Source organism: Chitinophaga sp. sic0106 (genome assembly GCF_019219075.1).
Lineage (GTDB): Bacteria > Bacteroidota > Bacteroidia > Chitinophagales > Chitinophagaceae > Chitinophaga.
In genome coordinates, this window is record NZ_JAHUWJ010000011.1 from 86,906 (window position 1) to 99,789 (window position 12,884).

Consider the following 12,884-nt stretch of genomic DNA (forward strand, 5'->3'; position numbering starts at 1 on the left):
AATTATTTTTTTACGTAAATAGTTGTAATCTGCGGTCAGAATATCACTTTGCTTATGCAAAATACCGGCATGCCCTTTAGCCGTAAGGATTTTGGGGATGACTTTTTATGGGGCGTAACTATATCCGCTTTTCAGAATGAGGGAGCTTTCAGCGATGATGGCAAGGGGCCTTCTATCTGGGATACTTTCTCCGCCCGCAAAGGCAAAATCAAAGATCGCAGTCATGCACAGGTAGCTTCTGACTTCTACAACCGCTTTCTACAGGATATACTGCTGGCCAAGATTCTGGGCTTCTCTGTTTTCCGTTTTTCCATTGCCTGGTCCCGCATCTTACCAAAGGGTACGGGAGAAATAAATCCACATGGCATCGCATTTTACCATCGCGTGATAGATGCCTGCCTGGAAGTAGGATTGGAACCTTATGTAACGCTGTACCACTGGGACCTGCCACAGGCGCTGGAACAGAAAGGCGGCTGGTGCCACAGGGGCGTAGTGTTTGCCTTTGAAGAATATGCCAGAATTTGTGTGCGTGAATACGGCGCCAAAGTACGCAACTGGATTATATTGAATGAGCCGTTTGGCTATACTGCCCTGGGCTACATGCTGGGCGTGCATGCGCCAGGAAAATTCGGGTTATCCTATTTCCTGCCTGCCGTACACCACACCGTGCTGGCGCAATCCGGCGCAGCGCGGATCATCCGGGAAGAAATGCCCGAAGCTAACATCGGTACTACTTTTTCCTGCTCGCATATTATCCCATATACCAATAACGAAAAAGATCTCTACGCGGCCCGCCGGGCGGATGCACTTTTTAACCGCTTGTTTATAGAACCCTCGCTGGGCCTTGGTTACCCGGTAGATGATTTCCCGCTGCTGAAAAAAATCAGTAGGCGTTACGCCCTCTGGCGCGACTGGGAAAAGCTCGCTTTCGACTTCGATTTTATAGGCATCCAGAATTATTTTCCTTTAGTGGTGAGATATAATGCCTTTATGCCTTACCTCGGCGTTTCCGAAGTGAAGGCAAAAGACAGGAAAGTGCCTGTAACGGGCCTCGGATGGGAGATTAACGGGAACGGCCTGTATGAAATTCTCAAGCAATTTGCTGCCTACAAAGGTGTGAAGAAACTGATAGTTACTGAAGGCGGCGCCTCCTTCCCCGACGTGTTACAAGATGATGGCTGTATTCATGATACTGCGCGTATCAGCTATTTCCAGGAATACATCGGCGCTGTACTAAAGGCCCGCCAGGAAGGCATTCCCGTTGATGGTTACTTCGCCTGGACACTGACCGATAACTTTGAATGGGCAGAAGGATACCGGGCAAGGTTTGGCCTGGTGTATGTGAACTTTGAAACGCAACAAAGGATTATCAAGGATTCGGGGTATTGGTTTAAGGAGATGTTGACAAGGGAGGGTTAGTGTTAAACAAAAAGGTTTCGTGAACTCACGTCCACGAAACCTTTCCTGCAACCAGTAATATTATTCCTAATACCCTTTCGCTGCCTGCGCCGTTTTCAACTTCGCATTTCTGTCAATGGCCGACTGCGGATAAGGCATCAGCACAAAATTATTGTTCCATACACGCGCCTGTACAGATGAGTTATTCAGATCAGTGATGCCCGTCATCACCGTAGCTGCAATGTTCCAGCGGCGTATATCATAGTAACGCTGGCCTTCGCCGGCGAGTTCTATTCTTCTCTCGTTTCTGATAAACTCCCTGAGTGTTTCTTTACTGCTGTTGGCAACGCGGTCAACAGCCGGCATGCCTGCGCGATCCCTGATATCGTCCAGTGCATCGTAGATGGAGGCGTCAGGTCCGCTTACTTCATTTTTAGCTTCAGCATAGGCTAACAGTATTTCTGCATAGCGGATGATGGGGAAATCCTGCGCACCATCCCACTCGGTGGTGTTATACACCGGGTCCACCAGTTTACGGAAGTTATAGCCGGTTTTACTGTTGTTGTTGTTAGCGCCAGATTTCCAGGTAAAGGTAAATCCTGATGAATACCTGTTCCAGGTAGCTGATGGGAACTGTATGCTGGCATATAGCCGGGTATCCCTGTTTTTGAATTCTGCATAAAACGCTGCATTAGCGTTGCCATCATTGAAGTTGATAGCGCGTGTAGCAGGTGTTTGAGGAGCGAAAGCGCTACCATTCCTGTTCCAGTAAGCATTTACCAGGCTTTGTGTAGGAGTGATAGAGCTCCATCCACCTAGTGCAGATGTTGGTAATAAGGTATTCAGGCCATTTCCCCAGGCATAGGAAGAATTCGTGATAGCCTGTGAAGCAAGGATAATTTCAGGATTGCTTTGCTCGTTGGCAGCCCAGAACTGCTGTTCGTAGCTGGACAGGCCCTTGTAAAATTTATCCTTATCTGCGGCATCTGCGAAGTCAACGAAGGTGGAGAAGTCATCGCTCATGTCGGCAGCAGAAACAGCTGCTACACGGAATAACTCATAACCCTGGCCCATTACTTTCTGTGCGCTGGCTACTGCATCTGCATATTTCGCAAAATGTAACTGTACCCTGGTGAGTATCGCCCAGGCTGCACCGGAGGTAATGCGACCTGATTCATTACCGGTACCACCGGAATAAGAAGCTGGTAAGTCCGGTACTGCTGCCTGCAGTTCAGTGATAACGAAGTTGATCACATCCGCCTGAGGGGTTGGATCTACGGCTGTTTCAGAAGGATCAGTGTATTGTTCCTTAATCAAAGGCACAGGGCCGAAGGTGGCCGTCAGCTCATAATACGCAAATGCCCTGATGGCACGTGCTTCTGCAATGTACTGCTTCCTGGTCTGGTCGTCGATCGGTGCTTTGTCGATATTTGCCAGGAAGTAGTTTAAGGTCCTGATGGATTGATACTTGCCTGCATAGCCTGCATCGATGGAAGGATCTACGTTACCAGCACTGATATAGGTAGCGGTGCTTTCCCATGGGTACTGTGCATAGGCGTTATCCGTTTTGCCATCATCATAGGCGTAGTTAAAGCCATACTGCAGGTAGCCGTAGCAGGCATTCAGCGCCAGGCGAGCATCATTGGATGATTTCCAGAACGATGCAGTAGAAATCGTATCGTTAGGGGTGAGCTCGAGTTTTTTAGAACAACTCATAAACAAGCTCACTGATAATATAGATATATATAATTTAGATCTTTTCATAAAAACACATTTTAGAGGGTGAGGTTAATACCAAATGACCAGGACTTCAGCTGTGGATAACCTGCTCTCACAGATGCTGACTCCGGATCGAAGTCCTTCATACGCTTGTCCCCTCTGATAGTAAATGGATTGTTGCTGGACATATAAATCCTCAGCTTCTGCATATGTGCGCGCTGCATCACGTGATCAGGAATGGTATATCCGATGGATAAGGATTTGATCCTGAAATAATCTGCATTAAACAGCCAGAAGCTGGACATCTGCAGGTTTTGAGAGTTAGCAGCAGATCTTAACACGCGCGGATAAGCGGCATTAGGATCAGGGTTGGCAGCGGTCCAACGGCCAAGCACATACTCTTTTACGCCGGCACCATTAAAGAACGCCTGTGATGCCTCATTTTCCAGGTATACTTTTACTCCGGATACACCCTGACCAATGATGGAGAAATCAAAGTTTTTGTAGCTCGCAGAAGCGTTCAGACCATAGGTTAAATATGGTACGTCGTTACCTGTAACTACTCTGTCTTCTGCAGTGATCGCATTGTCACCGTCCTGATCTACATATTTAATGTCGCCCGCTTTGGTGCCGGAAAACTGCTTCGCATGTTTTGCTACTTCGGCGTCTGTTACAAATAAACCATCTGCCTGGTACATGTAGAAATCTCCTACGGCGCCGCCTACACGCTGAATGTAATAGTCTTTAATGATGTCAGTTCCCTGGTTGTTGAGGGAGAGGATTTTGTTCTGTACTTTGGAGAAGTTACCGCCTACGCTATAATTGAAATCGCCAATGCGGTCGCTATATGCAAGTGTTAATTCAATACCTCTATTCTGCACGCTACCCATGTTTTTAGATGGTAACTGGTCTGTGGTCAGTCCCGCCTCGTATGGTACAGAGGCATCTTGCAGCAAGATATCATTGGTTACTTTATGGAATACATCTAACTGGAGAGTGAGTTTATTTTGCAGGAAGCCCGCATCAATACCGATGTTAGCCATTGTCGTTTTTTCCCAGGACAGTGTTGGATTAGCCAGTTTGCCCGGAGAAACGCCATCCTGTTGTTTTTCATCCAGGATACCTACTGTAGAAGATACTAAGCCATCATAGAAATCATAGTTACCTACGTTGTTGATGTTACCTAACTTACCCCAGGAACCTCTCAGTTTCAGATCGTAAACTACGTGGTTGTTTTGCAGGAAATCTTCCTGGCCTATGCGCCATGCACCGGAGAACGAAGGGTAGTAGCCCCATCTGTGGCCAGGTGCAAACCGGGAGGATTCATCTCCTCTGAGATTAGCTTCCAGGATATATTTATCGTTATATGTATAATTCAACCGTCCGAAAACAGAGAACAATGCATATTGCTGAATACCGCCAAAAGCACTGGTATTCAATGGATCAGTAGAGCCGGCATTGATGGCGTCCAGGCCGTTTGTAACAAAGTTTTTCCTGATTACTCTGATAAAGCGGGCCTTGTTATTCTCGAAAGAAGTACCTGCCAATACCTGACCGGAATGTTTGCCAACTCGTTTGCTATAACCGGCAGTTAATTGTGCCAGCAGGTTGGTAGTGTTCTGCCAGGACTCACCCAGCTGATTGACGTTAACAGCAGTAGAAGCAATAGGTACGCCCGTGTTGAAGTTCTTGATAGGGTCCATTCTGTTTACAAACTGCGAGCTGTCGTAGTTGTAGTTGTTATAAGAAAACAGACCGATGATATCTAAATCCTTGATCGGAGTATAAGTACCCGTCAGGTTACCGATGAAGCGGTTGGTACCGGAAGAGTTTCTGCCACCTTCCTGCAGCATCCTCACGGGGTTATCTTTAGCCAGGGTAGCGTCTACCACACCACCGTTGATAGTGCCCCATTCGCCATTGGATTGTTTATTTACCAGCAGTGGTGTTACACGGTTTAAGCTGGTGAAGCTCAGCGCGCCTGTTTCACTGTTGATCTCATCTCTGATGAAGGAGAGGTTTGTTCCAACTTTAAACTTCTCCGATACTTGTGATTCTACATTTGTACGGAATGAATATCTCTTTAAATCCTTTTCAGGAATTAAGGAGTTTTGTTTCAGGTATGAGCCACTGAAATAATAGCGGGTAGTACCACCACCTGAAACACTTATCTGGTGCTCGGTGATAGGAGCAGAGTTGCGTAATGCCAGGGAATACCAGTCAGTATTAGGGAAACTATCCGGGCTGGTACCATTTTTTATTTTATCCAGCTGGGTAGCGTTATAAACTGGTGTACCACCGGCATTGGTAGAGGCTTCGTTGCTCAGTATAGCATAGTCATAGGAGCCGAGCCATTTAGGCAGAACGAGTGCTTTCTGGAAGCCGTAGTAGCCGTTGTATTGTACGGTTGGCTTACCGGATTTACCTTTTTTGGTAGTCACCAATATCACACCGAAGGAAGCTCTGGAACCATAAAGAGAAGAAGCGGCTGCATCTTTCAAAACCGACATGCTTTCTACGTCAGAACCATTGATTCTGGCAAAGTCACCAGCGGTTACCGGCACCCCATCCACAATATACAGCGGGCTGGAAGTACCCAGGTTACCACGTCCGCGCACGTTGATAGTGCCCACGTCGCTACCCACATCGCCTGGGCGCGCCATTACCACCATACCTGGAATTAAACCCTGCAGGGAGTTGGTGAGGGAAGTTACTGGTCTGTTAACAATCTGTGCTTTATTGAGCGTGTTTACAGAACCGGAAAGGTTCACGCGTTTTTGTACACCATAGGCAACAGCCACTACCTCGTTGATATTGATAGAGGATACTTCTAACTTAATATGCAATTCTTTTTCGCCGGCGAGTTTGATTTCCTGGGAGGTAAAACCGATGGCGGAAACCACGAGGGTGGCGCCATCCGGAGCCTCCAGGGTGAAGCTGCCATTGCCGCCGCTGGTAGTACCTTTGGTGGTGCCTTTGATTACTACGGATACACCCGGGATAGGATCACCTTTTGTATCAGTAATGGTACCATGGATGATGGCGGCAGGACTCATTGCTGTGGTGCCGGCCTTATAGAGCACTACTTTGGTGTCGTTCATGATTTTCCAGGTGATATCGGTTTCACCCAGGATCACTTTAAGGGCCTGGTCAATACTGGCATTTTCAATAGCAATATCCAGCGGTTTGTAGCTGCTGAAATCCTCTTTGCTATAGTAAAACCGATAAGTAGTCCTGCGCTCTATTTGTTTAAATGCTTCATCAATGGCAATGTTTTTTGATTTCAGGTTGATCAGTCCCTGTGCATTGTTCACCGCAGATACCTGCAATGCAACTAACAACAGGATGACCAGCTTTAGCGCCAATACGGGCGTGCGTACAGGCAAGGAGCATCCCTTGAAAATACAACGTAATTTTCCTTTCATAAATGAGATTTTGGTTTTAATTGACATAACGCATCTTACAGGCATAGAAAGCCCTATCAGTTTATTCACTGTTTAGTAGTTCACCTGCTTGTGATTTTATTTTTTTATTGGTCTTTAATAAATGTTCACTGTATTGTTGGTAATACTATAGTTGAATGGTTTTATCAGTTTTAATATATTTAACACCTCTTCTATTTTGGATTTGTCGAAAATACCGGTATACCTGTAATGCATAGCGTCGGTATTACTAAATTCAAATGTTACGTTATATTGTCTTTCCAGTTCAGCGGCTATGGCTGAAAATGGCTCGTCTACGAAGCTCAGCTGTCCTTTGATCCAGGCTGTTTCCACCACTGCGGAGTCCAGTAACCTCACCTGTGTGAGATTGAACTCACTGACATTATTTTTAGGTAGTACCAGCTTTTCGGATGGCTTCAGGATAAATGCTTTTTTGCTGTTTTTCAGCGCCACTTCTACTTTTCCATTGATCAATGACGTTTCAAACTTCGCCTCTCCAGGATAGGAACGAACGTTTAAAGTGGTTCCCAGTACACGGATGTCAGCATTTTCTGTATGAATAACAAACGGTGATTCGGCATTGGAAACCACGTCAAAGTAGGCTTCCCCCACCAGTATCACCGACCTGGAATGCACACCGAAGTTTTTGCTGTACGAAATTTTACTATCCGCATTCAATAATACGGTACTCCCGTCCGGCAAGCGTATGGTTGATTTAGATGCCCGCTGCGTGATCATTTCACTAACATTCTTTGCCTGCCTGATATCTTCTGTTTCTCCTTCCTGTAGGGAGAGATAAAAACCCAGACCTAGCAAAAACGGTACGGCTATTACTGCCGCCGCTTTCATCCATACCTTTCCCCGCCGTTTATGCATGACCGGTACTATGCGCCCGGAGTCCGCTTTTTTATGCGTCGGTATATCCTGGCAAACTTTCCCGTAATAATGTACAGCATAGGCCTGTAATGCCCGTTCTGCAGCCGCTTCCTCGTCGTAATCCGGTTTTCCCAGCTCATCGTTCAGAAACCGGAACTCAGGATACCTGGACAGCAGGTTTTCCAGTGCCTGCAGCTCTTCCGTAGTGGCATCCCCCGTCATCTTCTTTGATAACAGGTCATACATCCGTTTTTCTGTGTTCTCATCCATTTGTCTAGAGTATAAGACTATCAAAAAGGTATTTACCGTGAGAGGGGATTGAAATTTTTTTTTGAGGCGCCCTGGCGGTGGATTATTTCTTGCCTTCCAGGTACTGTTGGAGCTGTAGCCTGATACGTTTCAAGGCGGTTCGCATGTGTGATTCTATGGTATTCTGGGAAATGTCCAGTACGGCGCCTATGCGCTTGTAAGAGAATCCTTCTTCCTTTGCCAGCCGGAATACCAGCTGACATTGCTGGGGGAGGGTAGAGATGGCGTATTCAATTTCCCGCTTGGTTTCATTGCGGATATATACATTTTCGGCGGAACTGGTGATGTCGGCCGTATCAAAGTCGTCCAGGGCGGCAGTGGCTTTCCGCTTCTGTTGGGATATCCAGGTAAAGCAGGCGTTTTTAGCCGCCCGGAAAAGGTACAACTCTATATCTTCCACAAAGTTAAGCCGGTGATCCATCGTCCAAACTTTCAGCAGGATGTCGGACACAATTTCCTCTGCGGCCTCCGCATCTTTCAATAAATTATAACAAAACCTGAATAACCGGGGGTGAAAATGGAGAAAGATAGATTGATAAGCCTTCTCATCACGTAAGTAGGCAATTCTATTCAGCAAATACGTTACACTTTCTACCATGCGTGATCGTGATTTATACGGAAGTCTTGGCGTTGTGGTGACCGAAGATAGACAAAATCAAATAATATCCCACCTAATAACTAATACAATCGAATGCAGGTGCACATGTCATAAAAAAAGCGCCCCTGATAAACAGAGACGCTTCCTGATATACTCAGATAAACACAGATCAATCATAATGGCGTTTGATAAACCAGATGTCTCTCAAACTAAAGTTAAACACCGCGTTGATGTAGTTTTCCTTAATCAGCCCGTTATTGCTGGTGCCGCGCTGGCCGGCTTCCAGGCCAATATAATAACGCAAAGCCCCGTTCTTGCTTGGAACAGAAAATCCGAGGGTGCCGGATTTATCCGTCACCGGGGTATTATTGATCACCAGCGGCGATTTATTATAGCTAAAGCCTATCTGGAAGGTCATGCCTTCATAGGAGCGGTTATAGTATTGCTTTTGCAGCGCATATTCAAAACCAGTGGAATAGCGTTCGCCATCCTGGTAATAATAGCCGGTACCTTTGTTATTCAGGCCGTTCCACTGTTGCTTGCGGTAGTCCGCCACCCAGGTGAGGGCGCCATTGGTAATTGAGATACCGGCACCGATTTCAGCAGGCAGGGTAAACCAGGTAGGATCTCTGTCTTCCGTAAACAGCACGGTTTCGTCCTGGTTGATAATGTTCAGCTTTTGCTGCAGTTTCATTTTTGTTTGGAGACGATAAGTGGCCCCCAGCCCAAGTACCCAGTCACCGGCAATTTTCCCCTGGTACTGGCCCCCCAGCGTGAAGTTAGGTTTGAAAGTATAGGAATGGCGCTGCGTAACTATAGAGTCGGAACCTACCGATTGTGACACATCCAGCGGCCCGAAGAGGAAGTTGGTAGCCACACCCACCGAGAAGTTTTTGGAAATACGGAAGGCGTTGGAGATGTAAGCCCTGTTAAGCCCCCCGGTACCGGTCATGGTGCCGGTAACAGCGGCCCCGCTGCCGGTAATATATTCTTTACTGAGGATTTTATAATCTACCGTACTGAAAGGCGTAACACCTGCGCTGATCCCCCACCATTTGGCAGCTTTAAAGCCTACAGCAATGCGTTTGAAGTTCAGGTCGCCGGCGCTCTGGCTTAAATTCTTTCCTTCGTAACTGATGCTCTGCGCGCGGAGCGAGAGGTCCAGCATAAAGTTCTGTGTAGGTATGGCGCTATAGGAGGCCGGATTAAGGTCGTTCAGATACCCGCCGGGTCTGGCGCCTATGCCGGTGCTGCTGAGGCCAAAATTGCGGCTGTAATCCCTTGTTTCAAGGTCGCCGATGCCAAAGGCCGAGTAAATCGAGTTAATTCCGTGCTGTGCATTGGCAATATTTGCCAGTAGCAGGAGCAGCCAAAGTATATTATGTTTCTTCATTGCTGATAGTACCTATTTGTACAGTAAATAGTAAACCTGGATTTTGAGTTTGCTGCCGCTGTTTTTCTGATCACCCAGCACGAGCCTGTCCAGGGTCATTTTTGCGTCGGTGCTGCTGGGCGTGAGTGCCAGCCCGCGGGTGGTGAGTCCGTCGGCAGTCAGCTCTGACTTACAGTACGAAGTGATATCATATGCGTAGTACGTATTCTCATTAAACATATCATCTTTCACCAGTGTCCCGTAAGACAATGTATCCGTGATATTATTGGCGTTATCCATGCGGCAGAGCGCGAGCCGTGGTGGCAGGCGGTGATCCGTATAGCTGCCGGCGATTGGCTTGAGTGTAAGGATTACCTTCATCAGCTGAAAATATTTACCTAACTGCAGCAGATTTTTGACGTATGGAATGTCTAAGCGTGTAACCACTCCCGTTATAGGCTGCATGTAAGCGGTATTATTGGTGCTGCTGGTGGATAATGTTTTAAGCGTTGGCCCCAGCGTGCTGATGGCTGTTTCCGAACGGTCGTAGGATACATGGTTGAACTGCACCGTGTTATTGGTGAGTTTGAAATCCACATATTTCACGGTGGTAATCATTTCATTGATATGGTAGTACAACCGCATATACATGCTGCTGTCTTGTGCCTGGAAGCCGGTAACAGCTTTGCTGAGCGGACCGGCTTCTATATTCAGGCCTTTGAAAAATTCCTGCCAGGTGTTGGCAGTGCTGATATCCGCGCTTTTGCTGCGGACCATTTCAAATAACTGGGCGCCCAGGGTGTTAGACATCGGCACGCTGATGGTTTTATCGGTACGGGGGCGGATAATACCGGTGAAGCTGCCTATAGGCGTGGTTTCCGTTTTAAATGAGTTGTTATTGTATATATAGTAAAAGTTGGTAGCCGGTTGAATGGTTTGTTGTACCCGGTAGATGCGCAAGTCCTGCTGCGCCGTAGTATCGCCTTCATAGTAAGCGTTAGGCGTCATAATTAGCGACATGGAATCATACGATGCCCCAAATTCGGGAATGTCCAGCGATGCAGGTGCTGCGATCTGGAAATACGTGCCGGAAGTGATTTTGCCAAAGAGCAAATCGTTATTTCTGCCGATGAGGGCCGCTCCTGAGCCGGAGGTAGGCACGGAATCATACTGGATATTCTTCATTTCTACCGACAAGGTATCGCTGATGATGTAGTCGGTAGTTTCGTTATTAGCTATGATATTATCATAGCTGAAGCCTGTTTTCTGGCAGGAGGGGAGCACGGCCGACAATAACAGCAACGTTACAGAAACCCAGATGCCGGTATGCAGGCGTATCGTAAACTTATTATTCATAGTGCGCAATTTTAGACAGGATCAATACTTACTTGCCGCGTAATATGCCAACAGGGGAAATTTATCGACGAATCGGAGCTTCTGTTCTATATGACGCCAATACACGCCCAGCGGGCATTACAGGGCGAAAGAATACTACTGGCAGATAAAAAGCCGGTATTTATCCTGTAAAAAGGGGGAAATGTCTATTTCCTGTTTGACGGAATGCTACTGCGGATAATTTTGGCGCAGTTAAAAAGAACATGCAAATGCGAAATATCAGCAGTTATAGTTTATTATTGATCGCCTCACTGGTGGCCTCCTGCTCTAAAGACAGTACCACCACCGATAAGGTAGGTAACTGGATCAGACGTTCTGAATTTGAAGGGGTGGCAAGAAGTGCCGCTGCATCCTTTGTGATTGATAATAAAGCCTATGTTGGTACTGGTTATGATGGCACCAACAGGTTACAGGACTTTTGGGTATACGATGTTGATATGAACCAGTGGACACAGAAGGCCTCCTTCCCTGGTACGGCACGTAACAATGCCAGTGGATTTGCTGCCGGCGGTAAAGGGTATGTAGGTATTGGTTACGACGGTTTGAACAAGCTCAATGATTTCTATCAATATGATCCATCGGCCAACAGCTGGGCCAAGAAAGCCAATTTCGCCGGGACTGCCCGTTATGGCGCCGTTGGGTTTAGTCTTACTAAAAGCGGAAGTGAATACGGATTTTTTGCTACCGGTTACGATGGTAACTGGCTGAAAGATAACTGGCGCTATGATCCCACTGCCGACAGCTGGACACAGGTGCAGAGTATGAACCTTGGTAAGAGAACAGATGCTTCTGTATTCGTGATCAACAACAAGGCATATGTTAGTATGGGTACTGCCAACAGTGTTAACGTAACTGATTTCGCTTCCTATGATGCGGATGCGGATAACTGGACAACGTTGCGTTCCATTTCAAATATCTCCGATGATAGCTATGATGATGCTTACAACTTTGCCGGCTATGCAGCTGCGGCATTTACTATCAAAGGAAAAGGCTATATCGCATCAGGTTTGAAAAGTGGTTTATCTACCGCCGTGTGGGAATACGATCCGGCTTCTGATCTGTGGACACAGAAAACAGATTTCGAAGGTGCCGGCCGTAGTTATACTACCGGGTTTGCTGCAAAAGACCGTGGCTTTATAGTGCTGGGAACCAGTTCCAGTCAACCGTTTGATGATATGTGGGAATTTGATCCTGCTGCTGAATACAACAAAAATGACTAAGCGTAAATATTTATTTATAACCAGCATATTGGTGTTGCTGGCTGCTGTTGCCTGGCATTTTGCCGGTCATAAACAGGAGCGGTCCGCCGATATGCTGGCCGTAGTGGTAGAGCCGTTTCAGATCCGGCAAGGATGGGGATACAAAGTGAATGTTGCCGGAAAAACGTTTATCTACCAGGATGTAATTCCGGGTGTTGCAGGAAATCATGTGTTTAAGTCCAGAGCAGATGCGCTTCGTGTTGGACAACTGATGGTGGAGAAACTCACCAGTCATCAGATTCCTGCGGTTTCCGCCGCGGAGATTCAGCAAATGCGTATCAGTTATTAATACGTGGTAGTGGCATCTCGCGAAGCGTGAAAAAACAAGTACATAGCTTTGATTGATGCATTGCCATGCCTGACGCAGTTATCCATGTGAGGTGCATTGCAAAGCCGGACGCAGTCCCCCGCGCGAAGCGCGGAACTAACAACAGCAAAACCGAAGGTTTTGCATCCAAATCAAAAACTAAAAATATCAAAACTGGTGTGCACGCACCAGTTTTTGTCATGCCCCT

The 12,884-nt window shown here is 46.9% G+C and carries 9 protein-coding genes; 3 read left to right on the forward strand and 6 right to left on the reverse strand.

Annotated features, from left to right (window positions below):
• The first annotated feature begins 54 nt into the window (after positions 1 to 54).
• Positions 55 to 1,419, forward strand: coding sequence for a GH1 family beta-glucosidase (locus tag KW844_RS17270; RefSeq protein WP_218378024.1), 1,365 nt, complete (start codon positions 55 to 57; stop codon positions 1,417 to 1,419).
• Positions 1,420 to 1,485: 66 nt separating this feature from the next.
• Here KW844_RS17270 and KW844_RS17275 read toward each other — a convergent pair whose 3' ends face one another.
• The 6 genes from KW844_RS17275 to KW844_RS17300 form a co-directional block, all read right to left on the reverse strand.
• Positions 1,486 to 3,162 (reverse strand): RagB/SusD family nutrient uptake outer membrane protein, encoded by a 1,677-nt coding sequence (locus KW844_RS17275; RefSeq protein ID WP_218378025.1) that lies wholly within the window; start codon positions 3,160 to 3,162, stop codon positions 1,486 to 1,488.
• Between the two features lie 11 nt (positions 3,163 to 3,173).
• Complete coding sequence (locus KW844_RS17280; RefSeq protein ID WP_218378026.1) at positions 3,174 to 6,542, reverse strand: TonB-dependent receptor; 3,369 nt, start codon at positions 6,540 to 6,542, stop codon at positions 3,174 to 3,176.
• Positions 6,543 to 6,656: 114 nt separating this feature from the next.
• Positions 6,657 to 7,706: a FecR family protein gene (locus tag KW844_RS17285; protein ID WP_218378027.1), complete on the reverse strand. Its 1,050-nt coding sequence runs from the start codon at positions 7,704 to 7,706 to the stop codon at positions 6,657 to 6,659.
• An 82-nt stretch (positions 7,707 to 7,788) separates the two neighbouring features.
• Positions 7,789 to 8,343, reverse strand: a complete 555-nt coding sequence (locus tag KW844_RS17290; protein WP_218378028.1) for an RNA polymerase sigma factor — start codon at positions 8,341 to 8,343, stop codon at positions 7,789 to 7,791.
• 169 nt (positions 8,344 to 8,512) lie between these two features.
• Positions 8,513 to 9,736: a hypothetical protein gene (locus tag KW844_RS17295; RefSeq protein WP_218378029.1), complete on the reverse strand. Its 1,224-nt coding sequence runs from the start codon at positions 9,734 to 9,736 to the stop codon at positions 8,513 to 8,515.
• A gap of 12 nt (positions 9,737 to 9,748) precedes the next feature.
• A complete protein-coding gene (locus tag KW844_RS17300; protein ID WP_218378030.1) occupies positions 9,749 to 11,071 on the reverse strand; it encodes a DUF4270 family protein in 1,323 nt (440 codons plus the stop codon).
• A 248-nt stretch (positions 11,072 to 11,319) separates the two neighbouring features.
• On the opposite strand from KW844_RS17300, the gene KW844_RS17305 reads away from it, so the two are divergent.
• Together KW844_RS17305 and KW844_RS17310 are read left to right on the forward strand one after the other, a co-directional pair.
• Positions 11,320 to 12,330, forward strand: a complete 1,011-nt coding sequence (locus KW844_RS17305; RefSeq protein WP_218378031.1) for a kelch repeat-containing protein — start codon at positions 11,320 to 11,322, stop codon at positions 12,328 to 12,330.
• Positions 12,323 to 12,658, forward strand: a complete 336-nt coding sequence (locus tag KW844_RS17310; protein WP_218378032.1) for a DUF4907 domain-containing protein — start codon at positions 12,323 to 12,325, stop codon at positions 12,656 to 12,658. Before KW844_RS17305 ends, KW844_RS17310 begins: the two co-directional genes overlap by 8 nt.
• Positions 12,659 to 12,884 lie beyond the last annotated feature (226 nt).

What these genes read in the sequence shown, in the direction of transcription:
- KW844_RS17270 (WP_218378024.1), top strand. Translation starts at nt 55, where the DNA reads ATGCAAAATACCGGCATGCCCTTTAGCCGTAAGGATTTTGGGGATGAC.
- KW844_RS17275 (WP_218378025.1), bottom strand. Translation starts at nt 3,162, where the DNA reads ATGAAAAGATCTAAATTATATATATCTATATTATCAGTGAGCTTGTTT.
- KW844_RS17280 (WP_218378026.1), bottom strand. Translation starts at nt 6,542, where the DNA reads ATGAAAGGAAAATTACGTTGTATTTTCAAGGGATGCTCCTTGCCTGTA.
- KW844_RS17285 (WP_218378027.1), bottom strand. Translation starts at nt 7,706, where the DNA reads ATGGATGAGAACACAGAAAAACGGATGTATGACCTGTTATCAAAGAAG.
- KW844_RS17290 (WP_218378028.1), bottom strand. Translation starts at nt 8,343, where the DNA reads ATGGTAGAAAGTGTAACGTATTTGCTGAATAGAATTGCCTACTTACGT.
- KW844_RS17295 (WP_218378029.1), bottom strand. Translation starts at nt 9,736, where the DNA reads ATGAAGAAACATAATATACTTTGGCTGCTCCTGCTACTGGCAAATATT.
- KW844_RS17300 (WP_218378030.1), bottom strand. Translation starts at nt 11,071, where the DNA reads ATGAATAATAAGTTTACGATACGCCTGCATACCGGCATCTGGGTTTCT.
- KW844_RS17305 (WP_218378031.1), top strand. Translation starts at nt 11,320, where the DNA reads ATGCGAAATATCAGCAGTTATAGTTTATTATTGATCGCCTCACTGGTG.
- KW844_RS17310 (WP_218378032.1), top strand. Translation starts at nt 12,323, where the DNA reads ATGACTAAGCGTAAATATTTATTTATAACCAGCATATTGGTGTTGCTG.